Annotated in this window: 26 protein-coding genes and 1 riboswitch; of the genes, 17 read left to right on the top strand and 9 right to left on the bottom strand. The window is 71.9% G+C overall.

The window, feature by feature from the left end:
* Positions 1 to 125 precede the first annotated feature (125 nt).
* Positions 126 to 3116 (top strand): AfsR/SARP family transcriptional regulator, encoded by a 2991-nt coding sequence (locus NZH93_RS03900; protein ID WP_259621510.1) that lies wholly within the window; start codon positions 126 to 128, stop codon positions 3114 to 3116.
* Between the two features lie 122 nt (positions 3117 to 3238).
* Here the strand turns inward: NZH93_RS03900 and NZH93_RS03895 are convergent, their stop codons facing one another.
* The gene (locus tag NZH93_RS03895) at positions 3239 to 4660 is read right to left on the bottom strand and encodes an FAD-dependent monooxygenase (RefSeq protein WP_259621509.1); all 1422 of its coding nucleotides are present in this window, start codon (positions 4658 to 4660) and stop codon (positions 3239 to 3241) included.
* A gap of 110 nt (positions 4661 to 4770) precedes the next feature.
* Complete coding sequence (locus tag NZH93_RS03890) at positions 4771 to 4998, bottom strand: hypothetical protein (RefSeq protein WP_259621508.1); 228 nt, start codon at positions 4996 to 4998, stop codon at positions 4771 to 4773.
* 585 nt (positions 4999 to 5583) lie between these two features.
* On the opposite strand from NZH93_RS03890, the gene NZH93_RS03885 reads away from it, so the two are divergent.
* Together NZH93_RS03885 and NZH93_RS03880 are read left to right on the top strand one after the other, a co-directional pair.
* A complete protein-coding gene (locus NZH93_RS03885; RefSeq protein ID WP_259621507.1) occupies positions 5584 to 6399 on the top strand; it encodes an SAM-dependent methyltransferase in 816 nt (271 codons plus the stop codon).
* A gap of 49 nt (positions 6400 to 6448) precedes the next feature.
* Positions 6449 to 7630: an NAD(P)/FAD-dependent oxidoreductase gene (locus NZH93_RS03880; protein ID WP_259621506.1), complete on the top strand. Its 1182-nt coding sequence runs from the start codon at positions 6449 to 6451 to the stop codon at positions 7628 to 7630.
* Between the two features lie 21 nt (positions 7631 to 7651).
* Here the strand turns inward: NZH93_RS03880 and soxR are convergent, their stop codons facing one another.
* A complete protein-coding gene (gene soxR, locus NZH93_RS03875) occupies positions 7652 to 8107 on the bottom strand; it encodes a redox-sensitive transcriptional activator SoxR (RefSeq protein ID WP_259621505.1) in 456 nt (151 codons plus the stop codon).
* Between the two features lie 52 nt (positions 8108 to 8159).
* Between soxR and NZH93_RS03870 the strand changes: the two genes are divergently transcribed.
* From NZH93_RS03870 to NZH93_RS03830, 9 genes are all read left to right on the top strand, one after another.
* Positions 8160 to 8741, top strand: coding sequence for an NADPH-dependent FMN reductase (locus NZH93_RS03870; protein WP_259621504.1), 582 nt, complete (start codon positions 8160 to 8162; stop codon positions 8739 to 8741).
* Positions 8742 to 8750: 9 nt separating this feature from the next.
* Positions 8751 to 9323 carry an antibiotic biosynthesis monooxygenase gene (locus tag NZH93_RS03865; RefSeq protein ID WP_259621503.1) on the top strand — a complete coding sequence of 191 codons (573 nt, stop codon included), beginning with the start codon at positions 8751 to 8753 and terminating at the stop codon, positions 9321 to 9323.
* 409 nt (positions 9324 to 9732) lie between these two features.
* Entirely contained in the window at positions 9733 to 10275 is a 543-nt protein-coding gene (locus NZH93_RS03860) for a hypothetical protein (RefSeq protein WP_259621502.1), read from the top strand.
* Between the two features lie 61 nt (positions 10276 to 10336).
* Positions 10337 to 12112, top strand: coding sequence for a peroxidase family protein (locus NZH93_RS03855; protein WP_259621501.1), 1776 nt, complete (start codon positions 10337 to 10339; stop codon positions 12110 to 12112).
* Positions 12113 to 12121: 9 nt separating this feature from the next.
* Complete coding sequence (locus tag NZH93_RS03850; RefSeq protein ID WP_259621500.1) at positions 12122 to 13093, top strand: sensor histidine kinase; 972 nt, start codon at positions 12122 to 12124, stop codon at positions 13091 to 13093.
* Positions 13093 to 13698, top strand: coding sequence for a response regulator (locus NZH93_RS03845; RefSeq protein WP_308214177.1), 606 nt, complete (start codon positions 13093 to 13095; stop codon positions 13696 to 13698). The genes NZH93_RS03850 and NZH93_RS03845 overlap by 1 nt, the downstream gene beginning before the upstream one ends.
* 88 nt (positions 13699 to 13786) lie before the next feature.
* Positions 13787 to 14368: a TetR/AcrR family transcriptional regulator gene (locus tag NZH93_RS03840; protein ID WP_259621498.1), complete on the top strand. Its 582-nt coding sequence runs from the start codon at positions 13787 to 13789 to the stop codon at positions 14366 to 14368.
* 193 nt (positions 14369 to 14561) lie between these two features.
* Positions 14562 to 14999 (top strand): cupin domain-containing protein, encoded by a 438-nt coding sequence (locus NZH93_RS03835; protein WP_259621497.1) that lies wholly within the window; start codon positions 14562 to 14564, stop codon positions 14997 to 14999.
* A complete protein-coding gene (locus NZH93_RS03830) occupies positions 14996 to 16198 on the top strand; it encodes a cytochrome P450 family protein (RefSeq protein ID WP_259621496.1) in 1203 nt (400 codons plus the stop codon). Before NZH93_RS03835 ends, NZH93_RS03830 begins: the two co-directional genes overlap by 4 nt.
* Here the strand turns inward: NZH93_RS03830 and NZH93_RS03825 are convergent.
* Positions 16185 to 16667: a molybdopterin-binding protein gene (locus NZH93_RS03825; RefSeq protein ID WP_259621495.1), complete on the bottom strand. Its 483-nt coding sequence runs from the start codon at positions 16665 to 16667 to the stop codon at positions 16185 to 16187. The two genes, NZH93_RS03830 and NZH93_RS03825, sit on opposite strands and share 14 nt — an antisense overlap.
* Before the next feature lie 177 nt (positions 16668 to 16844).
* On the opposite strand from NZH93_RS03825, the gene NZH93_RS03820 reads away from it, so the two are divergent.
* From NZH93_RS03820 to NZH93_RS03805, 4 genes are read left to right on the top strand one after another with little or no spacing between them, the layout of a single operon-like run.
* Complete coding sequence (locus NZH93_RS03820) at positions 16845 to 17243, top strand: TOBE domain-containing protein (RefSeq protein ID WP_259621494.1); 399 nt, start codon at positions 16845 to 16847, stop codon at positions 17241 to 17243.
* Positions 17244 to 18032 carry a molybdate ABC transporter substrate-binding protein gene (modA, locus tag NZH93_RS03815; protein WP_259621493.1) on the top strand — a complete coding sequence of 263 codons (789 nt, stop codon included), beginning with the start codon at positions 17244 to 17246 and terminating at the stop codon, positions 18030 to 18032.
* Entirely contained in the window at positions 18029 to 18832 is an 804-nt protein-coding gene (gene modB, locus NZH93_RS03810; RefSeq protein ID WP_259621492.1) for a molybdate ABC transporter permease subunit, read from the top strand. Before modA ends, modB begins: the two co-directional genes overlap by 4 nt.
* Complete coding sequence (locus NZH93_RS03805) at positions 18829 to 19878, top strand: ABC transporter ATP-binding protein (protein ID WP_259621491.1); 1050 nt, start codon at positions 18829 to 18831, stop codon at positions 19876 to 19878. The genes modB and NZH93_RS03805 overlap by 4 nt, the downstream gene beginning before the upstream one ends.
* A gap of 6 nt (positions 19879 to 19884) precedes the next feature.
* Here NZH93_RS03805 and NZH93_RS03800 read toward each other — a convergent pair whose 3' ends face one another.
* Both NZH93_RS03800 and metE read right to left on the bottom strand, forming a co-directional pair.
* The gene (locus NZH93_RS03800; RefSeq protein ID WP_259621490.1) at positions 19885 to 20703 is read right to left on the bottom strand and encodes an arylamine N-acetyltransferase family protein; all 819 of its coding nucleotides are present in this window, start codon (positions 20701 to 20703) and stop codon (positions 19885 to 19887) included.
* Between the two features lie 54 nt (positions 20704 to 20757).
* On the bottom strand, positions 20758 to 23007 hold the full coding sequence (metE, locus tag NZH93_RS03795) for a 5-methyltetrahydropteroyltriglutamate--homocysteine S-methyltransferase (protein WP_259621489.1): 2250 nt from the start codon (positions 23005 to 23007) through the stop codon (positions 20758 to 20760).
* Between the two features lie 124 nt (positions 23008 to 23131).
* A riboswitch (cobalamin riboswitch) is annotated at positions 23132 to 23349 on the bottom strand.
* A 193-nt stretch (positions 23350 to 23542) separates the two neighbouring features.
* Between metE and NZH93_RS03790 the strand changes: the two genes are divergently transcribed.
* Positions 23543 to 24100, top strand: a complete 558-nt coding sequence (locus NZH93_RS03790) for a DUF2017 family protein (RefSeq protein WP_259621488.1) — start codon at positions 23543 to 23545, stop codon at positions 24098 to 24100.
* Positions 24101 to 24133: 33 nt separating this feature from the next.
* Here NZH93_RS03790 and NZH93_RS03785 read toward each other — a convergent pair whose 3' ends face one another.
* The 3 genes from NZH93_RS03785 to NZH93_RS03775 form a co-directional block, all read right to left on the bottom strand.
* Entirely contained in the window at positions 24134 to 24424 is a 291-nt protein-coding gene (locus NZH93_RS03785) for a WXG100 family type VII secretion target (RefSeq protein ID WP_259621487.1), read from the bottom strand.
* A gap of 40 nt (positions 24425 to 24464) precedes the next feature.
* A complete protein-coding gene (locus NZH93_RS03780; protein ID WP_259621486.1) occupies positions 24465 to 24755 on the bottom strand; it encodes a WXG100 family type VII secretion target in 291 nt (96 codons plus the stop codon).
* A 237-nt stretch (positions 24756 to 24992) separates the two neighbouring features.
* Positions 24993 to 25334, bottom strand: a complete 342-nt coding sequence (locus NZH93_RS03775; RefSeq protein ID WP_259621485.1) for a response regulator transcription factor — start codon at positions 25332 to 25334, stop codon at positions 24993 to 24995.
* Between the last annotated feature and the right edge of the window lie 572 nt (positions 25335 to 25906).

Below are 25906 nucleotides of genomic sequence, written 5' to 3'. Positions count from 1 at the left end.
AACGACGCCACGGGCTACGGCGTGTCCACCGCGATCGGCGCGGCTCGGCCCCGGAATTCGCGTCCACGAAGATCCGGATAGGACGGATCAATCATTGCGGCGGCGGAGTTCTAAGCTTCCGGGTGATGCGCATCGGGATCTTGGGGCCGCTGGAGGTTCGCGGCGCGGACGGCACGTCGCTGGCGGTCGGCGGCGGCGGTCCGAGGGCGCTGCTCACCCGGCTCGCGCTGGCACGGGGCCGGGTCGTGGGCACGGCCGCGCTGTGCGCCGACCTGTGGCCGGACGAGCAGCCCGCGGAACCGGTGGCGGCGTTGCAGTCGGTGGTGGCGCGGTTGCGGAGAGCGCTGGACGCGGACACCGGTGTCGGACGGGCCGCGATCGTGCTGGAGCCGACCGGGTACCGACTGGACCTGTCGGCGGACTCGGTGGACCTGTGGGAGTTCGAACGGCTCGTGGCCGAGGCTCGGGCCGTGGAGCCGTCCCGTGCCGCGCTGCTGCTGCGGGCCGCGCTGGACCTGTGGCGCGGCGATCCGCCGTTCGACTCCCCCGCGCTGGTCGAGTCGCGCGTCTCCGCGCTGGAGGACCTGGCCGACACGGGCGTGGCCGGACTGGTGCCGGAGTTGGCGGAGCTGTGCGCGGCGCACCCGCTGCGGGAACGGGCGCACGCCCGGCTGGTGCGGGCCCTGTGCGCCGAGGGCAGGCACGCGGAGGCGTTGCGGGCGCACGAACGCGTGCGGCTCGCGCTGGTCGAGGAACTGGGCGCCGATCCGGGGCGGGAACTGCGGGAGGCGCACCTGCTGGCCCTGCGGGGCGAGGCGGCTCCGCGACGCGGCAACGTGCCCGCGCGCTGGACGACGTTCGTCGGCCGGGACGCCGACCTCGACCTGGTGCGGGACCGGTTGCGGGACAACAGGTTGGTGACGTTGACCGGCCCCGGCGGCGTGGGCAAGACGCGGCTCGCGGTGGAGGTCGCGGCCCGGCTGGCGGACGAGGCGTGGATGGTCGAACTGGGGGCGGTGACGGACCCGGAGCGGGTGGCGCCGACCGTGCTCGCGCTGCTCGGACGGCCCGGTGTGGGCGTGCTGCCCGGCCGGACGGACGCCGTGGACCGGCTGGTGGAGGTGGTCGCGGACCGCCGGGTGGTGCTGGTGCTCGACAACTGCGAGCACCTGGTCGACGCCGTCGCGAAGCTCGTCGGCGTGCTGCTGGCGCGCACGCCGTCGGCGCGGGTGCTGGCAACGAGCCGGGAACCGTTGGGGATCACCGGCGAGGCGCTGCACCAGGTGTCCACTTTGGACTCTACTGCTCAGGTCTCGCTGTTCCGCGACCGCGCTTCGGCCGTACGGCCCGGTTTCGTGGTCACGCCGGACGTCGAACGGGTGTGCGCCGAGCTGGACGGGCTGCCGCTGGCGATCGAACTGGCGGCGGCACGGCTCCGGTCGATGACCCCGGACCAGCTCGCCGCGCGGATCGGCGACCGGTTCCGACTGCTGGACCGGGGCGACCGGACGGCGGCGGCCAGGCACCGCACGCTGCGGGCCGTGGTCGACTGGAGCTGGGACCTGCTCTCCGACGACGAACGCGCGCTGCTGGCCCGATTGTCGGTGTTCGTGGGCGGCGCTTCCGCCGACGCCGTGCGGTGGGCGTGCACCGACGACGATCCGCTGGACCTGTTGTCCGCCTTGGTGGACAAGTCACTGGTGGGCGTGACCGAGCACGACGGCGACGTGCGGTACGGGCTGCTGGCGACCGTGCGGGAGTACGCGGCGGAGAAACTGGCGGACGACGGCACGGCGACGCGGCACGCGGAGTGGTTCACGTCGTTCGCCGAACTCGCGGAACCCCACGTGCGCGGGCGTTCGCAGGCCTTGTGGCTCGCCAGACTGGACCGGGACCGCGGCAACCTGGACGCCGCGCTCGACCACGCGCTGGCCGCGGGCCACGCCGACCTGGCGCTGAGGATGTTCGCCGCGCGCCTGTGGCCGTGGTTCGTGCTGGGCGCGCGGCGGGAGGCGGCCGAGCGCGCTGCGGCGGTGCACGCGGCGGCGGGCGAGGCACCCGACGGTCTGGCGGACGCGTTCACCCTGTGCCGCTTGGCTTCCGGGCAGGACGTCGAGGACACGGCGATAGTGCACCCGGCGGTGTTCGCGGCGTGGACCATCAGCACCTGGATGCCGTCCGACCCCCTCACGCACGCCACGGCGCTCGGGGACCGCTTCGTCGGCGACGCCGACCCCTGGCTCGACGCCTTCGGGCACCTGGTGCACGGCATCGTGGCCGCCGAGCTCACACCCGGCGGAACCCCTTCCGCGGAGCGGCACCTGCGTTCCGCGCTGGCGGGGTTCGACGTCGCCGGGGACCGCTGGGGGCGGACGTTCGCCTGCTACGAGCAGTCCGTGGTGCTGGACAACCGGGGTGACGCGGCGGGCGCGGTGGCGGCGTTGGACGACGCCCGCGCGAGCAGCGCCGTGCTTGGCGGGGACGACGCGCTGCTCGGGCCGGTCATGCTGCTCACCACGTCGGCCAGGATGCGGGCCCGCGCGGGGTGGTGCGACGCCGCCGAGGCGGAACTGGTGCGGGCGTGGGAGATCGCCGCCCGCTCGGACGACGTCGCGCTCGCGCGGGTGCACCACGCTCGGGCCGAGGTGGCCTGCCGCCGGGGCGACTGGGCCACCGCGGACCGGTGGCTCACCGAGTCGTGGCGGCTGGTGCGGGCCGTCGACCCGGCCGCCGAGGCGCAGCCGACGCCGCACTTCGTCGTGCTGCTGCACTCCACCGCCGCCGTGGTGCTCGCGCGGTTGTCGCGCTTCGACGAGGCCCGTGAACGGCACCGGGTGGCGGTGGAGGGGGTTGCGGCGATCCTCGACGGGCCGCTGCGGGGTCTGGTGATGGAGAACGCCGCTCGGTGGTGCGTGGAGCAGGGGTTCCCGGACCTGGCTGCGGGCGCGTTGGGTGCGGCGGCCGGGTTGCGGGGTGTCGAGGAGACGCTGGATCCCGAGGTGCGGGAGTTGCGGGCCCGGTGCGCCTCGGAGTTGGGAGAGGAGGGGTACCTGAGGGCGTTCTCCCTCGGGTACCGGTCTCCATCCACAGCCTCCGCGATTTTCGTCGGGCCGTGACCTGGTCTTTTCGGCGTCCGTTGACAAGTTGTCCACAGGCCCTGGAGTTGTCCACAGTTTCCGGTTTCACCCTTTGCGGACTACTCCATTCGCCCTAACGTCGACGTATGACCTCCCTGCCCTCACCGGCTGACGGCCAGTGTTCCCGCCTCCAGGTACTCGCCGACCGCGTCCCGGTCGTCCGTCGTCAACCCGATGTAGCCGTCGGGACGCACGAGCACGAACCCCTCCGCGCCGTACGCGGCCCGTGCGTGGCCGTCGACGTCCAACAGCGTGCGGTCGCCGGCGATCACCTCGCCATCGCGGAGTTCCAGCACGGTCCACCCCGGTCCCCGGAACAGGTCGAACAACCGCACCGGTTCACCGTCCTCCTGGCACGGCGCGTCCGGCGCGCGGTCGCCTGCCCGCACCGGCCCTGGCGTCGATCGGTCGTCGCGGCTCAGCGGGCCACCGCGGTAGTTCAGCGCCAACTGGTGGAACTCGGCTCCGCGCTGGTGCGCGTCCTCGTCGCCGTCGACGTGCCGCCGCAGCGCCCGCGCGGCCAGGTCCAGCACGCCACGGGCGATCGGCTCCCGCTCGGCGGCGTAGGTGTCGACGAGTTCCCTCGGCCCCGCGAGCTTCCAGCCCAGGTTGTACGAGTCCTGCACCCCGGTGTTCAGCCCCTGGCCCCCGGTGGGCGGGCAGACCTGCGCGGCGTCGCCGACCAGCAGCACCCGGCCTTCCTGGAACCGGGAGGCGACGCGGACGTTGGCCCGCCACACGGTCGCCCAGACGACCTCGCGGATCCGGATGTCGGTGCGCCCGGAGGCGTCGTCGACCAGCCCCTGGAGCAACTCGGAGGTCACCGGAGACCCGTCGGCGGGCGGCTGGCCGGTGAGGGTGAACAGGTCCGTGCCCGCGAGGGGTGACAGCGCGATGCCGCCGGTGACCCAGGCGTACCCGTAGGCCGGGTCGAGGCCGTCGACGCGGACGTCGGCGAGCATGGCGGTGATCGTCTCGTCGGTGTCCCCGACGAACTCGATGCCCGCCTGCTTGCGCACGGTGCTCTTCCCCCCGTCGGCCCCGACCAGGTAGTCCACCCGCACCACCTCGTCCACGCCGTCGTGGCGGAGGGTGGCGGTCACACCATCGGCGTCCTGGGTGAAGGCGACCAGTTCGGTGGCGAGTTCGACCCGACCCCCCAGTTCGACCAGCCGGGCCCGCAGGATCTCCTCCGTGCGGAACTGCGGCACGAACCAGAGGTTCGGGTAGGGCACGTCGGGCGTGGGCTCGGTCGGCTCGGCCATGCGCATCTCCGCCACCACCTCGGCCCCGTCGTAGACGCGCGTCAACGGCGCCGTGCCACCGGCTTCCAGGATCGCGTCGAGCACGCCGAGGTCGTCAAAGACCTCCAACGTGCGGGGCTGCAACCCGTCCCCCCGCGACCCGAGGAAGTACGAGGGCGCTTTGTCGACAAGTCGAGCGGTCACCCCGCGCCGCGCGAGATCACACGCGAGAACAAGGCCAGCCGGACCGGCACCCACGATGAGGACCTGCAAATTCATGGCAACTCCACGATCGATCTCAACAACCCGTCCCCACCACCCTCACCACCCCCACTGCCACTCCACCGACATCCCACTGTCATCCCCTGTCACCACGCACAACCACCCCCTCACCCCACAACAGCCCCCACCTCCACAACCGCCGCCACCCCACCACCACGACCACCCCCGCAACCGCCGTCATCTCCAGCCACCACCACTTCCACCTCCGCAACCGCGCCCGACCGCCGCCACCCCCACCGCAACCGCCCCCACCTCCACCACCTCCGCTGCCCCACCTCCACAACCGCGACCGCCGCCACCCCCATAACCGCGACCACCTCCACAAGCGCGGTCATCTCCGGCCACCACCACTACCTCCGCTTCCACCACCGCTTCCACTTCCGCCACCCCTTCCACTTCCGCTTCCGCTTCCACCCCCCTTCCGCCACCGCCACGGCCACCCCTTCCCCTTCCGCTCCCACCGCCCCTTCCGCCACCGCCATCGCTTCCGCCTCCTCTTCCGCGCCCGCTTCCGCTTCCGCTTCCGCTTCCGCTTCCGCTTCCGCTTCCGCTTCCGCTTCCGCTTCCGGCCACCGTCACCACCCAGCCGGCCCCATCACCCCCACGACCACCGCCCCATCACCCCCACGACCACCGCCCCCTCCCAACCACGGCCAGTTCCGGCCTCACCACCTCCGGCCTCCACCTCTCCGGCCGCGGTCGCCGCGACCATCCAGCCCTCCATCCCCACGCCCACCACCCCCGACCACCGACACCTCCCCAGCCGCCTCTCCCCACGCCCCCTGCCACCCAAGCCCCCTGCCACCCCACCCACCTCGTCCCCTTCGCCCCCCTGGAGGCCATCCATCAAAAATCCTCATACCTCCGACCCGCCCACCACCTGAAGGCGCAGGTAGAAGATCTTCTGCCACCATGAGCCGGTGGTACGACCTGATTGGGCACCGAACGAGATCGACCTGGAACGACCGAGCATCGCGAGGGTCTACGACTACTGGCTGGGAGGCGCGCACAACTTCGCGGCGGATCGGACGTTGGCCAACCAGGCGTTGGGCATCATGCCCAGTCTGAAGTCGGCGATCCTGATGAACAGGGCGTTCCTGCGCAGGGCCGTTCGGCATCTCGCGGCGGCGGGTGTGCGGCAGTTCCTGGACCTCGGTTCGGGGATCCCGACGGTCGGCAACGTGCACGAGGTGGCTCGTCAGGCCGCTCCGGACTCGAAGGTCGTCTACGTCGACCTCGATCCGGTCGCCGTGGCGCACAGCCGGTTGATGCTCGCGAACGACAACCAGGTGGCGGTGCTGCAAGCCGACATCCGCGACCCCGAGACCGTGTTGGGGTCGTCAGAGGTCCGGGGTCTGCTCGACCTGGGCGAGCCGGTGGCGGTGCTGATGGTGGCGCTGCTGCACTTCGTGCCGGACTCGCAGAACCCGGCGGGCATCATCGCGGGCTACCGCGACCGCCTGGTCGCCGGGAGCCACCTGGCCCTGTCGCAACTGGGCGCCGAACCGGGTGAGGAACCGGAGGGTTGGCAGCGGTACCGCGACCTGTACGCCGCGTCGGTCACGCCCCTCTCGTCGCGGGGTCACACCGAGGTGACCGCGTTCTTCGACGGCTTCGACCTGGTCGATCCGGGCGTGACCCGCATCCCGCTGTGGCGTCCCGAATCGCCGGAGGACCTGGGGCCGGACGCGGCTCGCTTCCCCGGTTTCGCCGGGGTGGGACGGCTGTCCGCCTAGCGAGGGCGATCGACCAGCCGACAACCGCCGGAGGGTGTACGACTGACCCATGACGATCGTGATCCTGGGCGGCGGTTTGGCGGGTGCCAAGACCGCTGAGGCCCTGCGCGCGCAAGGGTACGACGGTGTTGTGGTGCTGGTGGCGGGTGAATCCCACCACCCGTACGAGAGGCCTCCGCTGTCCAAGGGGTACCTGGGCGGCAAGGACGACCGGGTGAGCTTCAAAGCGTTGCCGGACGACTGGTACGCGAAGAACTCCGTCGAGCTGCGGCAGGGCACAACGGCTACCGCGGTGGATTTCGCGGCGCACCAGGTCGTGCTCGACGACGGGTCGCGGCTCGACTACGACAAGCTGGTGCTCGCGACGGGGTCGTCGCCGCGGGTGCCGTCGATCCCCGGTGCGGAGTCGGCGCTCTACCTGCGGACCGTCGAGGATTCCGACCGGCTGCGGGAGGTGTTCGCGGCGGGCTCGCGGCTGGTCGTGGTCGGGGGCGGGTGGATCGGGTTGGAGGCGGCCTCGGCGGCTCGGCAGGCCGGGGTGGAGGTGACCGTCGTGCTCTCGGCGGCGTTGCCGTTGCAGCGCGCGCTCGGTGTCGAGTTGGCGCGGGTCTTCGCGGACCTGCACGTCGAGCACGGTGTGGAGTTCCGGTTCGACAGCCGGGTCGAGGAGATCACCGCGACCGGTGTGCGGCTCGACGACGGCACGGTGCTGCCCGCCGACCACGTGCTGGTGGCGGTCGGCGCGACACCGAACGTGGAGCTGGCCGAAGGGCTCGACGTGGACAACGGGGTGGTCGTGGACGCGACGCTGCGCACGAGCGACCCGGACGTGTACGCCGTGGGTGACGTGGCGAACGCGTTCAACCCGGTGCTGGGCAAGCACCTCCGCGTCGAGCACTGGGCGAACGCCCTCAACCAACCCTCGACCGTCGCCGCCGCGATCCTCGGCAAGGGCGCGAGCTACCAGGAGCAGCCGTACTTCTTCACCGACCAGTACGACCTCGGCATGGAGTTCGTCGGCGACATCGACGGCTACGACCAGGTCGTGTTCCGCGGTGACGTGCCGGGTCGCGAGTTCGTCGCGTTCTGGTTGAAGGGTGGTGTGGTCGTCGCGGGCATCAACGTGAACGTCTGGGAGGTGAACGACCAGATCAAGTCGCTGATCGGCACCTCGCCGGACGTGGACCGCCTCGCCGATCCGAACGTGGATCTCGCGGCCCTGACCAGGTGAAGCGCCAGAGCTGTCACCGGTCTACGGGTCCAGGAGGCGCTTGGGGCCGATGGTCGTGGCGCCCAGGCGATCATCGGGGTTGACCAGGACGCACTTGTCGAAGGACAGGCAGCCGCAGCCGATGCACTCGGTGAAGCGGTCGCGCATGCGTTCGAGCTTCTCGATCCTGGCGTTGATCTCCTCGCTCCAGCAGCTCGACGCGCGCTCCCAGAACTCGCGGGTCGGCGGGACGCCCTCCGGCAGCAGGGCCAGTACGGCGCCGATGGACGCCAGCGGGATGCCGAGGTGGTGGGAGGCGCGGATGAAGGCGATCTGGCGGAGGACCTCGCGGCCGTAGCGGCGTTGGTTGCCGGGTGTTCTGCGGCTGCGGATCAGGCCTTCCCGTTCGTAGAAGCGGAGGGCCGAGGTGGGTACACCGCTGCGTTCGGACAGTTCGCCGATCGTGAGTTCGTGAACGTTCGCCGGGAGCTGAGCCATGATGACCACCGTAGCTTGACTTGAACCTTGGTTTAAGTTTGATGCTTGCGCCATGCCGAAACCACTACGGCTCGCGATCATCGTGGGCAGCACCCGTGCCGGCCGCTTCGGACCGGTCGTCGCCTCCTGGTTCACCAGGCTGGCCGAGCAGCGCGCGGACTTCGCGGTCACCGTGGTCGACCTCGCGGAAACGCCCCTGCCCGCGACGATGACCAGCGACCCGACGCCGGACGAGGTCGCGCAGTTCGCCGCCGTGTCGCCGAAGTTCGCCGAGGCGGACGCGTTCGTGGTCGTGACGCCCGAGTACAACCACAGCTACCCGGCCGCGTTGAAGAACGCGATCGACTGGCACTTCACGCAGTGGCGGGCGAAGCCGATCGGTTTCGTGTCGTACGGCGGGATCTCCGGCGGGTTGCGGGCCGTCGAGCACCTGCGGCAGGTCTTCGCGGAACTGCACGCCGTCACGGTCCGGGACACGGTCAGCTTCCCCAACGCGGGCGGGCAGTTCGACGGCGACGGCGTGCCGAAGGAACCGGAGGGCTGCACGCGCGCGGCTGAGGCGATGCTCGACCAGGTGGCCTGGTGGGGTCGCGCGCTGCGCGACGCCAACACCCGAACCCCCTACGCGGCTTGAGGAGCGACCATGCCTGACCTGGAACGCGCGGACGTCGACGTGGTGCTCGTCACGAGCTGGACCACCGACGACCCTGAGGCCGCCGTCGAGAAGGCCTTGGCGGGCGAGAAACCCGAAGGGCTGCTGGCCGCGTCGGGGTACGCCGAGTTGGGCGGGAAGACGGCGCTGGTCTACGAGCAGTGGCACGGCGAACCGACCGAACGACGCGAAGGCGCCGTCGAGTACCGGATGTACCGCGGCCTCACCCAACCGAACCCGCCCACCGTCGGGTGCGTCGTCATCGTCACCGCCGAGTTCGACGGCATCGCCAACCCGCAGGAATGGGTCGACACGGTCTTCGACGCCCTCGAAACCGACAAAGGCCCAGCCCCTGGCGGGATTTCGGCACACTTCCACCTCGGCACCGACGGCACACGAGCCCTCAACTACGCCCAGTGGACGTCGGAGGCGGCGCACGTCGCGGCGCTGGAGAACTCCGGCCAAGGCACGGTCGGGCTCGGCGAGAAGTGGCGCAGGGTCAAGGAGTTCCCCGGAATGACCAGTGGCGAGTTCACGAGGTTCCGGCTGGTGCACGAGATCTAGACCACCGGGAGGGGCGGGCGGCGAGGTCGACTTCGCCTAAGAGACGGGGCGGCGAAGCCGAATTCAACTGAGGGTCAGCAGGGTCTGCTTCACCTGGGGGCAGGGTTTGGCTTCATCTGGGGGCCGCTCCACCCAGGATGGGGGCCTACTTCGGTCAGGGACAGCGGAGTCCGCTTCACCTGGGGGACAGCCTCGCCGCGAGCGGCTGGCCCCTGCGCCCAGGGCGGGGCTCGCTTCACCCCACTTGCGGCAGACTCCGCTTCACCTGGGCGGGGTCTGCCGCGGCCAGACACAAAGCCCCGGTGCCTCGGGTCTCCTCAACGACTCGTGGCAGCGCGGCGGCATCAAAGTGGGTGCGAAGGCGGGGGCGTGGTGTGACCATCGAGGTCGCCCACGGGAGGAGTGGCTGGTGGATCTGCTTGTGCGGCAGGAGCAGCTTCAGCGGGAGGCTGAGCGGGTTGTTGGCGATCTTGACCTCATGGCGCTGCTGGGTCGGATCGGGCGGGTTCAGGTGATCGGTAGTGCGGCGTCCGGGCTGATGGTGTGGCGGGATCTGGACATCAGCGTCTACACGTCGGCGGGGCGTGGGGAGGTGGCCGACGTGGTGCGGGAGCTGGTGGCGCATCCCGAGGTGGTGGACCTGCACTTCGTCGGGCCGCACACGCCGTCCGGGTTGGCCAAGGACTGGCGCTACTACGCGGTCGTGCACTACCGGGACTGGAAGATCGACCTGTCCCTGTGGACCAGCACCGGGCCGTCGGGTGGGTTCTCCGACGCCGTCGCGCTCCGCGACCGGCTCGACGACGAGACCCGGCTGGCGATCCTGACGATCAAGGACCACTGGTGTCGGCTCGACGAGTACCCGGACGTCGTCAGCGGTGTCGACGTGTACGACGCGGTGCTGAACCACGGGGTTCGGACCGTGGACGAGTTCCGCGCCCGTTTGGGCTAAGGGGCGGGCGCGGGCCGTCTACGGATGTGTGGACCGACCGGGCCCCACGAGCATGGGGGCCATGGGACACAGGAGATCACTGGGGGTCGTGCTGGCGGTGGTGGCGGGGTCGTCGCTGCTGACCGGCACGGCTGGGGCGGGGGCGGGGGTCTCGTTCGAGGTGCAGAGCCTCGACGGGACGGGGAACAACCGGGCGCACCCGGAGTGGGGCGCGGCGGGTGGGAGCTACTCGCGGGTGGCGCCCGCGCACTACGCCGACGGCGTCGGGCAGCCCGTCACGGGGCCGAGCGCGCGGTACCTGAGCAACCGGGTGTTCGCGGACGGCGGGGTAACGCAGCCGTCCGAGCGGATCACCCAGTGGGGCACGGCGTGGGGGCAGTTCCTGGACCACTCGTTCGGGCTGCGCGCCTCGTCGAACGAGCCGGGCAGCATCCCGTTCGTCAACGGCGCCCCGATGGAGACCCACCACAGCGACATCCCGTTCGTGCCGTTCAGCCGCAGTGCCGCGGCACCGGGCACGGGGGTCACGACGCCGCGGGAGCAGCCGAACAAGCTGAACTCGTACCTGGACGCGGAAGCCGTGTACGGCAACAGGCCCGACCGGCTGACGTGGATGCGCGACGGCGCGAAACTGCTGATGCCGGACAACCTGCTGCCGCGCCGGGACGCACGGGGTGACGTCGCCACGGCACCGCAGGCGGACGACCCGGTCGGCATGGGGGCGCGGGCCGTCGTGACGGGCGACGACCGCGGCAACGAGAACGTGTCGCTCACGGCCGTGCAAACGCTGTTCGCCCGCGAGCACAACAGGATCGTGTCGCTGCTGCCGTCGTGGCTGCCGGAGGAGCAGCGGTTCCAGCTCGCCCGGCGGGTCGTGATCGCCACGCAGCAGCACATCACCTACACCGAGTTCCTCCCCGCGCTGGGGGTCCGGCTGGCTCCCTACCGGGGCTACGACCCCTCGGTCGACGCGACGCTGTCGAACGAGTTCGCCACCGTCGGGTACCGAGCGCACAGCATGCTGCGCGGCAACGTGCTCGTGAGGACGGAACTCTCGCGGTACTCGTCGGAGCAGCTCGACGCGTTGCGCGCCAAGGGGGCGCAGGTGGTGGAGAACGGGACCCGGGTGGAGATCACCATTCCCCCGGCGCTCGGGGCGTTCCGGCCGGAACTCGTGGGCGAGGTGCAGCTCGGACCGCTGCTCAAGGGCCTCGCGTCGCAGGCGCAGTCGCGCAATGACGAGCAGATCGACGACGTGGTGCGCAGCCTGGCCCTCACCCAGCCGGGGTGCACGTCGGGTTGCCTGACGGCGATCTTCGACATCGCCGCCATCGACGTGGAACGCGGGCGGGACCACGGGATGCCGTCGTACAACGAGCTGCGGCGGGCGTACGGGCTGGCGCCGAAGGCGTCGTTCCAGGACCTCACCGGTGAGTCCACCGAGGCGTTCCCGGCCGACCCCGAGCTGACGCCGGGCGCGGAGGTCGACGACCCGGACAGCATCGACTTCGTCCAGCCGGGTGTGCGGCGGACCAGCGTGGCGGCCCGGCTGAAGGCGTTGTACGGGGACATCTCGACGCTGGACGCGTTCGTCGGGATGAGCGCGGAGCCGCACGTGCCCGGCACGGAGTTCGGCGAGCTGCAACTGGCCATCTGGCGGAAGCAGTTCACCGCCATGCGGGACGGCGACCGGTTCCACCTGGGCAACGACCCCGTGCTGGCGATGGTGCGGCAGAGGTTCGGCATCGACCACCGGCACGGCCTCGGCGACCTGATCGCGCTGAACACCGACGTCCCGCGCCGGGATCTGGCCCGCAACGTGTTCCGCACGTCCTAGCATCGGGGGATGCGCATGGGGTCGCGCGGCCTGGTCTGGCTGGGGTGCTTGGGGCTGCTGGGTTTCGGCGTGCTGATGTGGGCCGTCGGGCACACGGCGCGGCCCAGCCTGCCCGCGGTGGTCGCGATCACGCTGGTGGTGGTGACGGCGGCCGTCGGGCCGTGGGTGGCGCTCGTGCGCGCCAGGCTGGGCGACGACCCGGAGCTGCTGGGGCTGTTCCGGGTCGTGGTGGCCACGGCGGTGGTGATCGCCGTGGGCGGGGTCGGGTTCGCGGTGGCGCTGGGCTACCGCGAGACCGTGGCGTCGCCCGCGGCGATGCTGTCCGTGCTGGCCGCCGGAGGGGTCGCGCTGGCGGGCGCGGTGGTGTTGCCGTGGCTGTTCCTCACCACCCGGATGCTCGCCAGGGAACGCGCCGCCAGGGCCCGCGCCGAGGAGCGCGCGGACCTGGCGGCCCACCTGCACGACTCGGTGCTCCAGGCGTTGACGCTGATCCAGAAGCAGTCGGACTCGACCGAGGTCCGCAAGCTGGCGCGGAGCACCGAGCGCGACCTGAGGTCGTGGCTGTACGGGCGGCAGCCCGTGGCGGGCAACGACTTCGCCGCCGCCGTGACGGCCACGGCCGAGGTCGTGGAGGACACGTTCGACGTGGTCGTGGAACTGGTGTCGGTCGGCACGTGCGCGATGGACCCGCGGTCGCGGGCGGTCGTCGGCGCGGTGCGCGAAGCGCTGACGAACGCGGCGAAGCACGGCGGTGTGCGGCGGGTGTCGGTGTTCGCGGAGGTCAGCGAGTCCGAGGTGTTCGCGCTGGTCCGCGACCGGGGGCGGGGCTTCGACCCGGTCGTCCGCGGTGGGGCGAACCGGCGGGGCATCCCGGACTCCATCGAACGGCGGATGCGGCACGAGGGCGGCGCCGCCACGATCCGGACGGCGCTCGGCGAGGGCACCGAGGTGGAGCTGCGGATGCCGTTGGGGCACGGGTGATCCGGGTGCTGGTGGTCGACGACCACGCGCTGGTCCGGTCAGGTGTGCGGGCCGAGATGGACGACGGGCTGGACGTGGTCGGCGAAGCGGAGGACGTGACGTCCGCGCTGGAGGCCATCCGCGCGCTGGTCCCGGACGTGGTGCTGCTGGACGTCCACCTGCCCGGTGGTGGCGGTCGGGCGATCCTCGAGGCCGCCGTGCCCGCGTTCCCGGCCGTGCGGTTCCTCGCGCTGTCGGTGTCGGACGCCGCGCGGGACGTGATCGCGGTGATCCGGGCGGGTGCGCGGGGGTACGTGACGAAGGCGATCACCGGGGCCGACCTGCGCGCGGCGATCCGCCAGGTGCACGACGGCGACGCGTACTTCTCGCCGCACCTGGCCGGTTTCGTGCTGGACGCGTTCCGCGGCGACCCGGACCTGGACGGGCTCACGCCGCGGGAACGGGACGTGCTGCGGCTGGTCGCGGCGGGGTACACGTACCGGGAGGTCGGCGAGCGGCTGTCGATCTCCGGGCGCACGGTCGAGACGCACGCCGCCGCCGTGTTGCGCAAGCTGCAACTCCCCGATCGGCGAGCGCTGTCCCGGTGGGCTCGCACCCGCCTCTGACCGGCCCGGCCGCGATTGGGTACCGATCGGTTTCCACGTAGGCGCAATTCTACGTGAAATGGGGCAGAACAATCGATACGATAATCCTATGGGGACTTCAGGCACGGATTTCGCACCACCGCTCAGCCCGCGCAGACGCCTGCTGGCGGCGTCGACCAGCCTGTTCTACCGCAACGGGATCCAGGCGACGGGGGTGAGCGAGCTGTGCGAGGTCGCGGGGGTCTCCAAGCGCACGCTCTACCAGCTCTACGGCGGCAAGGACGAGCTGGTCGCCGCGTACCTGGAGCACGCGCGCGACAACAAGGTCATCGCCGCCGAGCGGGCCCTGTTCGACGATTCCCTCCCACCGCGCGAACGGCTGGCGCGGCTGTTCGACCGCCCCGATCCCGTCCGGTTCCGGGGCTGCCCGTTCCACAACGCGAGCGTCGAGCTGACGACCGCGGGCCACCCCGCCGAGCAGGTGATCCGCTCGTACAAGGAGGGCTTCGAGCGGCGGATCGCGGAATCGGCGCGCGAGGCCGGGTGCCGCGACCCCGAGGGGCTGGGCCGGGTGCTGATGCTGCTGTTCGAGGGAGCGATGTCGCTGGCGACCTCGACCGGCGACCTGACGTCGTTCGACTCCGCCCGGCCACTGGCCGAGAAGCTGGTCGCCGAGGCCACCGGGGCCTGACCGGTCGGTCCACTGTGGATCCCACGTGTCCCGGACCACACGGGGATGGCGAGTTCGAGCCACGCGCCCACGTGCGTGAACGGGAACTTCGCCTGGTAGGGCGCGTGCCGCTCGGGTGTCGAGCCCGGCGGTGGGCCGTCTTCGGCTCCTAGCATGGAGCCGTCCCCCGATCGCCGAGGAAAGCAGGACTCGAATGCGCAGCGCCGTTCTCCGTCGTGCCCTGGTCGTCGGCGCCGTCGCGGTCGCCTGGCTCGGCGGTCTCGCGGGCGTCTCGTCCGCCACCCCCGGCACCGGCGTGTCCGCGAAGCTGCTCTTCCAGAAGACGGTCGGCGACAAGGACTACGTCGTCCGCGAGATCACCATCCAGCCCGGCGGCGCGACCGGGTGGCACTTCCACGACGGCAGGCTGTTCGGCGTGGTGAAGTCCGGCACCCTCACGCACTACGACGACACCTGCTCCGTCGACGGCGTGTACCGGGCGGGCGAGTCGATCACCGAGTCGGGCGGCGCCGAGTACGTCCACATCGGACGCAACCTGGGCACGACGCCGATGGTGCTGGAGGTCCTCTACGTGAACCCGGCGGGCTCCCCGCTCTCCAGGGACGCCGACGCGCCCGCGTGCGACCGATGACCGACCTGCGGTCCGAGGCCCCGCTGCGGGTCAACCGCCGCTTCGTGCACGACCCGCACGAGGTGTACCGCGAACTCCGCGGGACCGGCCCAGTGCGCCGGGTGTCGATGACGGCGGCCCCGGACGCTTGGCTCGTCACCGACTACGCCGGGGCGAGGGCGCTGCTGGCCGACCCGCGCGTGGCCAAGGACCACCTCCGCGCGCTGGAGCTGTACCCGGCCGACGTGGGGCTGGCGCTGTCGAGCGACCTGTCGCACAACATGCTCCAGAGCGACCCGCCGGACCACACCAGGCTGCGCAAGCTGGTGTCCAAGGCCTTCACCGCGAAGGCGGTGGCGCGGCTGACCCCGAGGATCGAGCGGGTCGTCGACGACCTGCTGGACGACGTGGCCGCGCGCGGACGCGTCGACCTGGTGGAGTCGTTCGCCCTCCCGCTCCCGATCGAGGTCATCTCGGAACTGCTCGGCGTCCCGCACGCCGACCGCAAGAAGGTCCGGGAGTGGTCGACGCCGTTCGTGCTCGCCTCCTCGACGGAGGAGGTGGCGAAGGCGGGCCGGGAGATCAAGGCCTACTTCGCCGCCCTGATCGTGGAGAAGCGGGAGGACCCCGGCGACGACCTGCTGTCGGACCTCGTGCACGTCATGGTGGACGGCGACCGGCTGTCGGAGCCGGAACTGGTGGCGATGGCGTTCCTGCTCGTCTTCGCGGGCCACGAGACGACGGCGAACCTCATCGCCAACGGCGTCCTCGCGCTGCTGCGGCACCCGGACCAGATGGCCGCGCTCAAGGCCGATCCGACGGGCCTGCCGACCGCGATCGAGGAGTTCCTGCGCTACGACAGCCCGATCCACATCGCGACCACGCGGTTCACCACGGAACCCGTGCGCGTCGGTGACGTCGAGATCCCGGCCGACCAGTTCGTGATGATCTCCCTGCTGGCCGCCAACCAGGACGGGGCGAGGTTCCCCGACCCCGACACCCTCGACACCACCAGGCCCGCGACCGGCCACCTGGCCTTCGGGCACGGGATCCACTACTGCGTCGGGGCGCCGCTCGCGCGCCTGGAGGCCAGGATCGCCCTCGGCGCGCTGCTGGCGAGGTTCGACGGGCTGGCGCTCGACGGGGCACCCGACGAGCTGGTGTGGCGCAGGAGCACGCTCGTGCGCGGCTTGAGCGCGCTGCCGGTCAGGGTGCGCTGACCGGGACCCGCACGAGGTGCAGGCGGCACACGCGGCGGACGTACCGGCTGGACCGGCCGTCCGACGGGACGACCAGCGTCGGCCTGGTCAGGACGACACCGTTGTACCGGGTCGCGAGCAGGGCCGAGCAGCCGCCGAACTCCGGGTCGATCTCGGCCCACGACAGGAGCGCCTGGAAGCCGTCCTCCGACCGGGCGAGCACGGCGAAGTTCAGGTGGTCCATCTTGCCGCCCTCCGCCAGCAGCAGGCAGGCCCGCCGCAGGACCCGGTGCAGCGGCACGCCCTGGACGTGGTGCACCTCACGGCAGCGGGTGGTGACGTACTGGACGTCGACCGGCAGGCCCGCGTGGGCGTGCAGGTCCGGCGTCGCGATCACCCATTCACGGGTGACGTCGCCGCTGACCAGCACCTGGTCGTCGCGCAGCGGTGGCCGCGGCGCGGGGATCCGCACGTCCGGCAGTGAGTCCATGACGTCCACGGTAGGTCGGGATCGGCCTCCGCAGAAGCCACCATCAGGGGAACATCCGATTTCCGCGAACACGTGCTGTTCGCTCTCAGTGATCCGCTTCTGCGGATGTTTGTCACAATTGGGCCCGCATCCACGGATGACGTGGACTGCCGCGAACGCGGCTATAGACTTCGCGGTATGCCGAATCTGCGGATCAGCGAAGCCGCCGCCCTCCTCGGGGTCAGCGACGACACCGTGCGCCGGTGGGCTGATCAGGGCCGACTCCCGGTCGTCCACGGGGACAACGGGCGGATGGCCGTCGAGGGCAGCGCGCTGGCCGCGTTCGCGCAGCAGCTCGCCGACAACCCCGAATCGGGGAGCACGGTCGCCGCGTCCGCCCGCAACCGGATGCGGGGCATCGTCACCCGCGTGGTGAAGGACGGCGTGATGGCGCAGGTCGAGATGCAGGCCGGTCCGTTCCGGGTGGTGTCCCTGATGAGCAGGGAGGCCGCCGAGGAGCTCGGGCTGGAGGTCGGGGTCGTCGCCGTCGCCTCGATCAAGTCAACGCACGTCGTGGTCGAGATCCCGGAGGCCTGAATGTTCCGTCGCACCGCTGTGCTCGTGCTCGCCGCGGCGCTGTCGCTGGCCGGGTGCTCGACGAAGGACACCGCGGAGCCGTCCGCCCCGTCGACGTCCGGCGCGCCCGCCGTCACCGGGGCGCTGACGGCGTTCGCCGCCGCGTCGCTGACGGAGTCGTTCACCGAGCTGGGGAAGCGGTTCAAGGCCGCCAACCCCGGCGTGGAGGTGACCTTCAACTTCGCGGGCAGCTCCGCGCTGGCGCAGCAGATCAACTCCGGCGCGCCCGCCGACGTGTTCGCCTCCGCCGCGCCCGCCAACATGAAGCAGGTGAGCGACGCGGGCGGGATCACCGGCACCGCGACCACGTTCGTGAAGAACAAGCTGGAGATCGTGGTGCCGAAGGGGAACCCGGCGAAGGTCACCGGGCTCGCCGACTTCGGCAAGGCCGACCTGAAGATCGCCCTGTGCGCCGAGCAGGTGCCGTGCGGCGCGGCGGCCAAGAAGGTGTTCGAGGCGGCCGGGACCACGGCCGCGCCGGACACGCTGGAACAGGACGTGAAGGCCGTGCTCACCAAGGTGAAGCTCGGCGAGGTGGACGCCGCCCTGGTCTACAAGACCGACGTGAAAGCCGCGGGCTCCGAGGTCGAGGGCATCGAGTTCGCGGAAGCCGACAAGGCCGTGAACGACTACCCGATCGCGCCGCTGGCGAAGGCGCCGAACGCCGCGGCGGCCAAGGCCTTCGTCGACTTCGTCCTGTCGGCCGAGGGCCGCGAGGTGCTGTCCGGCGCGGGCTTCGCCGCTCCGTGACCCGCCGAGCGGGCACGCGGGGGCGGCTCCCCGCCGTCCTCGTCGTGCCCGCGGTGATCGGGCTGGCGTTCCTCGTGGTCCCGCTGGCGGGACTGCTGGTCCGCGCGCCGTGGCCGACGCTGCTCGACCAGCTCTCCAGCCCCGCCGTCGGCGAGGCGCTGGCGCTGTCCCTGGTCTGCGCCAGCCTGGCGACCGTCATCTGCCTGGTCCTCGGCGTCCCGCTGGCGTGGCTGCTGGCGCGCGGTGACGTGCCGGGGCGCGGGTTCCTGCGGGCGCTGGTGACCGTGCCGCTGGTGCTGCCGCCGGTCGTGGGCGGGGTGGCGCTGCTGCTGGTGCTGGGACGGCGCGGGCTGATCGGGACCTACCTGGACTCCTGGTTCGGGATCTCGCTGCCGTTCACCACGACCGGGGTCGTGATCGCCGAGGCGTTCGTGGCGATGCCGTTCCTGGTGATCTCCGTCGAGGGCGCGCTGCGGGCGGCCGACCCGCGGTTCGAGGAGGCCGCCGCCACGCTCGGCGCGTCCCGCTGGCTCACGTTCCGGCGGGTCACGCTGCCGACGATCATGCCGGGGATCGTGGCCGGGACCGTGCTGTGCTGGGCGCGCGCGTTGGGCGAGTTCGGGGCCACCATCACGTTCGCGGGCAACTTCCCCGGCCGGACGACCACCATGCCGCTCGCCGTGTACCTGGCCCTGGAGACAGATCCGGACGCGGCGATCGTGCTGAGCATCGTGCTGCTGCTGGTGTCGGTCGTCGTGCTGGCGAGCCTGCGCGACCGGTGGATCAGGGGCGCGACGTGACCCTGAAGGCCGACATCCGGGTCGAGCGGTCGGCGTTCCACCTCGACATCGCGCTCACGGTGGCACCCGGCGAGGTCGTCGCGCTGCTCGGGCCGAACGGCGCGGGCAAGACGACGGCGCTGCGCGCGTTGGCGGGGCTGCTCCCGCTGGACGGCGGGCGGATCCAGCTCGACGACACCGCGTGGGACGAGCCACCGTCGGTCTTCCTGCGCCCCGAGCTGCGGCCGGTCGGCGTGGTGTTCCAGGACTACCTGCTGTTCGCGCACCTCACCGCCGTGGAGAACGTCGCGTTCGGCCTGCGGGCGCGGGGCGTCGACCGGCGGTCCGCGCGCCGGACCGCCGCCGAGTGGCTGGAGCGCGTCGGGCTGGGCGACCACGCGGGCGCCAAGCCCGGTGCGCTGTCCGGCGGGCAGGCGCAGCGGGTGGCGCTGGCGCGGGCGTTGGCGACCACGCCGTCGTTGCTGCTGCTGGACGAGCCGCTGGCCGCGCTGGACGCCGGGAGCAGGCTCATGGTGCGCACCGAACTCGGGCGGCACCTGGCCGACTACCCCGGCCGGACGCTGCTCGTCACGCACGACCCGCTGGACGCGATGGTGCTGGCCGACCGGCTGGTGATCGTGGAACGCGGACGGGTCGTGCAGACCGGTCCGCCGACCGAGGTCGCCAGGCAGCCGCGAACCGACTACGTGGCCCAGCTCGTCGGCCTGAACCTGTACCGGGGGGAGGCGTCCGGCACGACGGTGGAGCTGGCCGACGGCGGCGCGCTGACGGTCGCCTCACCCGCGTCCGGTCCGGTGCACGTGGCGTTCCCGCCGTCGGCCGTGAGCCTGCACCCGTCCCGGCCCTCCGGGAGCCCGCGGAACACCTGGGAGGTGACCGTGGTCGGCGTCGAGCAGCACGCGCACACCGTTCGGGTGCGGCTGTCCGGGAGTCCGGCGGTGCTGGTCGACGTGACCACCGCCGTCGTGGCGGAGCTGCGCCTGGTGGCGGGCACCCGGCTGTGGGCGGCGTTGAAGGCGACCGAGGTCCACACCTACCCGGCGTGAACGGGTTCAGCCGCCGAGCGCGGTGATGACCGCCTTGGCGTCGTCGTCCTCCAGGACCACGCCGAACACGTCCGCGAGCGCGGTGATCACCTCGGCCGGGGCCAGTTCCCGGTCCTCCCGGCCCGCGGGCTGGTGGTGGGTGGTGAGGCGGGTGCCCTCCAGGACCACCAGCCTGTCGTCGCCCATGCGCTGGGCCACGACGCGGCCGTGGAAGTGGGAACGCGGGTGCGTCGCGATGAAGTGGTTGCTGACCAGGAAGTCGATCGGGTAGCGCGGTGACTCGGTGAAGGCGTGGACGGCCAGCCAGCGGTCGACCCGCCACGAGTGCAGGACCCACTCGGGCGCGTCGCGGGTGAGGCGGTAGCGCCACCCGCCCTGGGCGGACTCGGCGCCGTCGGCCAGCTCCACCGGTTCCAGCGGGCCCGCGCCGAAACCGGCGTCGCACAGCCAGACGCGGTCGTCGGCGGTGACGCGCAGGACGTTGTGGCTGGACGGGAAGATCTCCGCGGTGCCGCCGAGGCGGACGCGGCCCTGCATGCCGGTCACGGGAAAGCCGAGGCCGTCCAGCGCGGCGGCGAAGAGGGTGGTGTGCTCGGAACAGGTGCCGCCACGGGTGCCGTGGACCAGCTTCGCCTGCAACGCGGGCACGGCCAGGTCGACCGGGCGGGCCAGGACCATGTCCAGGTTCTCCCAGGGGATCGACGTGACGTGGGCACGCTGGACGGCCCTCAGCGTCCCGGCGGTCGGTGCCCGGTCGCCGTCGTACCCGATCCTGGCCAGGTAGGCGTCCAGGTCCAGCTCCGCCCCGCCCCACACCGCGTCCACGCCCCGAACCTACTCAGGTGGGGGAACGGCGGTACCGCCGTTCCCCCACCGGGATCAGCCCCGCACGCGGTGGGCGGCGGCGACCAGCGTGCGCAGCGCGGGCTCCACCTCCGCGTAGCCGCGGGTCTTCAGGCCGCAGTCCGGGTTGACCCACAGGAGTTCGCCGGGCACGGCGTCCAGCGCCGCGCGCAACAGGTCGACGACCTCGTCCTCGGTCGGCACGGTCGGCGAGTGGATGTCGTACACGCCGGGGCCGACGGCGCGGCCGAAGCCGATCGACCTCAGGTCGTCCAGCACCTCCATGCGGGACCGGGCGGCCTCGATGGTGGTCACGTCCGCGTCCAGGCCGTCGATGGCGTCGATGACGTCGCCGAACTCCGAGTAGCACAGGTGGGTGTGCACCTGGGTGGCCGTCGCCGCGCCCGCGGTAGCCAGCCGGAACGAGCCGACGGCCCAGTCCAGGTAGTCCTCGCGCTGCTCGGCGCGCAGCGGCAGGAGTTCCCGCAGCGCGGGCTCGTCGACCTGGACGATGCCGATGCCCGCTTCCTCCAGGTCGCGGATCTCGTCCCGCAGGGCCAGCGCCACCTGCTCGGCGGTGGCGGCCAGCGGCTGGTCGTCGCGGACGAAGCTCCAGGCCAGGATGGTGACGGGACCGGTGAGCATGCCCTTCACCGGCTTGCCGGTCAGCGACTGGGCGTAGGAGCTCCAGCCGACGGTGATCGGCTCGGGGCGGGACACGTCGCCGTGGATGATCGGCGGGCGCACGCAGCGCGAACCGTAGGACTGCACCCAGCCGAGGTTCGTCGACGCGAACCCGTCCAGGTGCTCGGCGAAGTACTGCACCATGTCGTTGCGCTCGGGCTCGCCGTGCACCAGCACGTCCAGCCCGATCTCCTCCTGCAACCGGACCACGCGCTCGATCTCGGCGCGCATCCGCTCCGCGTACCCGGCCTCGTCCAGCGTGCCGTCGCGGAGGCCCGCCCTGGCCTTGCGGACCTCGCCGGTCTGCGGGAACGAGCCGATGGTCGTCGTCGCCAGCGGGGGCAACGCGAGCCTGGTCCGCTGCACGGCGGCGCGCTCGGCGTACGGGGCGCGGGTGCGGTGCTCGGGCCCCAGCTCGGCGATCCGGGCCCGCACCCCGGCGTCGACCGAGGGGGTGCCGCCGGTCGCGGAGCCGATCTCGGTGCCGTCGCGCCGCAGCGCGGTGCCGAGCAGCACCACCTCGGCCACCTTCTGCCGCGCGAACGCCAGCCTGGCCACGACCGCCGGGTCCAGGTCCGTCTCGGCGTCCAGGTCGTACGGCACGTGCAGCAGCGAGCACGACGTCGACACGGCCAGCTCGCCCACCGAGCCGAGCAGGGTCGCGGCCGTGGACAGGGCGCCGCGGAGGTCGGCGCGCCACACGTTGCGGCCGTCCACCAACCCCGCGACCAGCGTCTTGTCCCGCAGTCCCAACAGGGTCGGGATCCGGTTCACCGAGGCGGGCGCGGTGACCAGGTCGACCGCGACGGCCTCGACCGGGGCGTCGGCCAGCACGGGCAGCGCGTCGCCGAGGTCGCCGAAGTAGCCCGCGACCAGGATCGCCGGGCGGGCGGTGGCCTCACCCAGCCTGGTGTACGCGCGGCGCAGCGCGGCCAGTTCGGCCTCGGTGCGGTCCGCCGCGAACGCGGGCTCGTCGAGCTGCACCCACGGCGCGCCCGCGTCGGCCAGCGCGGACAGCAGGTCGACGTACCGGTCGACGAGCCGGTCCAGCAGGTCCAGCGGGGTGAAGTCCGCAGGCGCGGCGGCGGAAGCCTTGGCCAGCAACAGGAACGTGACGGGACCGAGCAGCACCGGCCGGGTCGTCACGCCGAGGTCGAGCGCCTCGCGGAACTCCGCGATCGGCTTGTCGCCGGTCAGCGCGAACCGGGTCGACGGGTCCAGCTCCGGCACGAGGTAGTGGTAGTTGGTGTCGAACCACTTGGTCAGCTCCAGCGGCGGAACACCGTCGCGACCGCGAGCGGCGGCGAAGTAGGTGTCCACAGGGGACAGTCCCAGGTCGCGGAACCGCCGCGGCACCGCGTCGAACAGCACGGCCGTGTCCAGCACGTGGTCGTAGAACGAAAAGGTGTTGCCGGGCACCGAGTCCAGACCCGCGGCGGCCAGTTCCCTCCAGGTGTCCGCACGCAGGTCGCGGGCGACGACGGCCAGCGCGTCGGCGTCGAGGCGGCCCGCCCAGTAGGCCTCCACGGCGCGCTTGAGTTCACGGCGGGGGCCGATCCGGGGATAGCCCAGGACGGTGCTTCCGATGGCGGGGGTGTTCACAGCTCTCTCCTCGCGAGCGTGCCGACGAGACCGAGCCGCCGCGGGGCGCGCGAGGAGGAGCGACGCGCACGCCGCCCAAGTCCGCGCGAACCTTCCCACGAGGTCCCGGACTCCACGCGCACCGGTGGTGCGCGTACCGGTGGCAGGTCTTCGGACTCGCGGGCACCCACCGGAGGACCGGTGGACCTACTGGCCGTCGCTTCCCAGGCCCGCGGGCCCAGTGCTCTCGTGACGGCGGTCGTTCCCGCTCACCGCTGCGGGGCAGTCCCGGATTCCCACCGGGTTCCCTCTTGCCTCGCCCCGCCCCGAGGGGATCGGCGAACCACCAGCGTGACCGAGCGTAGCGGATTCGGAACAGGTGTTCCGAACGGTGGGAATGATCGTTGCCAACGCAATGATCGACCGGAACGCGGCGGCCGAGGTGTGAAAGTGCAGCCGCCGGGGTACCGGTGACCACAGATCGGCGATTCCCGGCCTTTCGCGGAACGACGGTGGTCTACTCGGACCAGACCCGTCAACGAGGAAGGGGTAGGCCTTGATCTGCTGGGACCGCGTCGGCGACCACCTCGTGCTGGGCCTGTTCGACCAACTGGAGATCGACCGGCTGCGCGGCTACCTGGTGGGGTTGCGGGAGGTGCTCGACGCGAGGTTCGCGGAGTACACCCACGACTGCCCGCCCGGCAAGCAGCTCGGCGTGCCCTACCCCCTCGTGGAGAGCGGTGACAAGCGGCTGCGGGCCATCATGCGCCGCCGCGTCGGCGAGGTCGGCCCGTGGCGCGAGCCCGAGGTGTTCCGGCCGCTGCACAAGGCGATCACGCGGGTGCTCGCGTCGCTGCCCGACAAGGGCGGGCTGGTCCAACTGCACTCCACCGACTGCGCCGCCGCGTGGTCCCGGTCGCTGACCGACCTGCGGGTCGCGATGTCGGCCGCGGCGCGCGACGCCGACCCCGTGCTGTCCAGCCGCACCCGGTTCACCACCCGGTGGCTGAAGTCCGTGGTGCGCTCGCTCGACACCACGGCCAACAAGGCGGTCGAACCCGTGCCGCAGGACCTCGTCGACAGCATCAACCAGGTCCGCACGTACTGGATCTGACACCGGGAGACCTCCCGGCCGGTGAGCCGTCCGCTACAGCCACATGCCGTGCGCGTAGTGCTCGACCTTGAGGTAGCCGCCCGAGATCTCGTGCAGCGCGGCCTCCACCCGGCCGAGCGCCTCCGGCATCCTGGCGGCGGCGCTGTCCCAATTGGCCTTGTGGACCGCGTAGGCCTCGCGCGCCGCACCGTCCCACCCGGCCATGCTGCTCGTCGCCATGGTGTCGAGGTCGTCGAGCTGGTCCAGCACGGCCCTGGTGCAGGACGCCATGGTGTCGCGGACGCTGTCCGCGATCTGGAAGTTGAAGGCGTAGGTGGGCGCCATCGCGCTTTCCTCTCGGCGTCGGGGAGCAGGGGCGGCGGGACTAGCCGACCGCGTTTTCGTCTTCCCGCGCACCGGACACCGCGGTGCCGCCGCCCATGGCCTCGGCCACGGCGCGCAACTCCTGGATGACGACGGCGAAGTCGTTCGCCCAGTCCTCCAGCGCGGAGCCGAACTTCACCGACGTGCCGCCCGTCCAGGTGGAGCGCAGCAGGGCCACCTCGTCGTCGACCTGGTCGAGGTGGCCGGTGAAGGTCGAGGCGGTGTTCTCGAACTGGGTCCGCGCCTGACCCATGCCGACCACGACTGCTGAGGTCCTGTTGGCTGCCGGCACTGGAACCCTCCTCGGGCTGGGGACACCTCGGTTCGGCCCGGCCGGAGAGCGTTGTCGGCCCTCACGCCTGGACGTGAACGAGAGGTGAACGGTGCTGGGTGCGGAACGGTCCACCGGACCGGACGTGACGGCCGTGACCGGCGACCGCTCCTCGTCCCACGTGAAGCTAACTTCAGGGAACTCGGCTCTCGCAACCAACACTGCCCCAGGGGTACCCCCGCGCTGCCCTTCCGGACATCACCCGTGAACGGCGGCTCCCGCACGAGGTCGCACGACCGGTCGGCCCTCCCCCACCGGCTCCCCGATGAGCCCGAGGCGCTGCGCCGCCACACCCGCCTGGAACCGCGTCTCGACGCCGAGGATGCGGTAGATCTCCGAGATCCGCCGTGCCAGCGTTCTCGGGGCGAGGCAGAGCCGACGCGCGATGGAGCGGTCCGGCAGCCCACCGGCCAGCATCTGCATGAGCTGGAACTGCTGCTCGTTGAGCATCGCCAGTTCCGGCGAGAACTTCGCCGCGCTCTCGCGCTGGCGCTGCGGGGCAACCCTGTCCACTCGTGTCGAATTGTCGGAAGCAGTCATGGTCTCTCCATACCCACGCGAGCGAAACCTGGGAACGACACCTTCACGGGGCCCGGCTCCGCGGCGGAACTCCAAGAGCGCGGCCCGAGCACGCGGATCAGCGTAGGCAGGCGCGTGTGGAGAAAGAGTGACCAAGTAGTGACGCCGGACGTGCCGGGTCGTCACACCGGCGGACGCGCACGCGGTACGGCTCGCGCCACGATAGGCCGGCCGGGGAGGCCGACGCCATCGCATGGCGACTTGACGCCACGACAACGCCTGGTCAGGCCCCGGTCCGCCCTCGGGGCCGCCGCCGAGCGCACCGTCCCGAGGCCCTCCGCCGTCACGCGGGAAGCGCTTCCCGTCACGGCCGGGAGGCGTGGGCCGGACGACCGGCGGGTACTACTCCCACCCGGCGGAAATGCCCACGGCAGAAGGACACCCCGTCGGTCCGGGGATCCGGAGGGCGATTCTCCCGCCGGATCGGACTCGTTGCACGAACAACGAAAAGCGCACCCCGAGTCGAGTCCCCACCGCCTCGCGTCGCACTAGGATCGTGGCAGTGGTCCTCATCGGAACGTCGCCGTCGCCGC

It is taken from the genome of Umezawaea endophytica (assembly GCF_025061645.1).
Taxonomy (GTDB): Bacteria; Actinomycetota; Actinomycetes; order Mycobacteriales; family Pseudonocardiaceae; genus Umezawaea; species Umezawaea endophytica.
This window is presented reverse-complemented; position numbering and strand designations above follow the sequence as displayed.

What these genes read in the sequence shown, in the direction of transcription:
- NZH93_RS03900 (WP_259621510.1), top strand. Translation starts at nt 126, where the DNA reads ATGCGCATCGGGATCTTGGGGCCGCTGGAGGTTCGCGGCGCGGACGGC.
- NZH93_RS03895 (WP_259621509.1), bottom strand. Translation starts at nt 4,660, where the DNA reads ATGAATTTGCAGGTCCTCATCGTGGGTGCCGGTCCGGCTGGCCTTGTT.
- NZH93_RS03890 (WP_259621508.1), bottom strand. Translation starts at nt 4,998, where the DNA reads ATGACCGCGCTTGTGGAGGTGGTCGCGGTTATGGGGGTGGCGGCGGTC.
- NZH93_RS03880 (WP_259621506.1), top strand. Translation starts at nt 6,449, where the DNA reads ATGACGATCGTGATCCTGGGCGGCGGTTTGGCGGGTGCCAAGACCGCT.
- soxR (WP_259621505.1), bottom strand. Translation starts at nt 8,107, where the DNA reads ATGGCTCAGCTCCCGGCGAACGTTCACGAACTCACGATCGGCGAACTG.
- NZH93_RS03870 (WP_259621504.1), top strand. Translation starts at nt 8,160, where the DNA reads ATGCCGAAACCACTACGGCTCGCGATCATCGTGGGCAGCACCCGTGCC.
- NZH93_RS03865 (WP_259621503.1), top strand. Translation starts at nt 8,751, where the DNA reads ATGCCTGACCTGGAACGCGCGGACGTCGACGTGGTGCTCGTCACGAGC.
- NZH93_RS03855 (WP_259621501.1), top strand. Translation starts at nt 10,337, where the DNA reads ATGGGACACAGGAGATCACTGGGGGTCGTGCTGGCGGTGGTGGCGGGG.
- NZH93_RS03850 (WP_259621500.1), top strand. Translation starts at nt 12,122, where the DNA reads ATGCGCATGGGGTCGCGCGGCCTGGTCTGGCTGGGGTGCTTGGGGCTG.
- NZH93_RS03840 (WP_259621498.1), top strand. Translation starts at nt 13,787, where the DNA reads ATGGGGACTTCAGGCACGGATTTCGCACCACCGCTCAGCCCGCGCAGA.
- NZH93_RS03835 (WP_259621497.1), top strand. Translation starts at nt 14,562, where the DNA reads ATGCGCAGCGCCGTTCTCCGTCGTGCCCTGGTCGTCGGCGCCGTCGCG.
- NZH93_RS03830 (WP_259621496.1), top strand. Translation starts at nt 14,996, where the DNA reads ATGACCGACCTGCGGTCCGAGGCCCCGCTGCGGGTCAACCGCCGCTTC.
- NZH93_RS03825 (WP_259621495.1), bottom strand. Translation starts at nt 16,667, where the DNA reads ATGGACTCACTGCCGGACGTGCGGATCCCCGCGCCGCGGCCACCGCTG.
- NZH93_RS03820 (WP_259621494.1), top strand. Translation starts at nt 16,845, where the DNA reads ATGCCGAATCTGCGGATCAGCGAAGCCGCCGCCCTCCTCGGGGTCAGC.
- modA (WP_259621493.1), top strand. Translation starts at nt 17,244, where the DNA reads ATGTTCCGTCGCACCGCTGTGCTCGTGCTCGCCGCGGCGCTGTCGCTG.
- NZH93_RS03785 (WP_259621487.1), bottom strand. Translation starts at nt 24,424, where the DNA reads ATGGCGCCCACCTACGCCTTCAACTTCCAGATCGCGGACAGCGTCCGC.
- NZH93_RS03775 (WP_259621485.1), bottom strand. Translation starts at nt 25,334, where the DNA reads ATGACTGCTTCCGACAATTCGACACGAGTGGACAGGGTTGCCCCGCAG.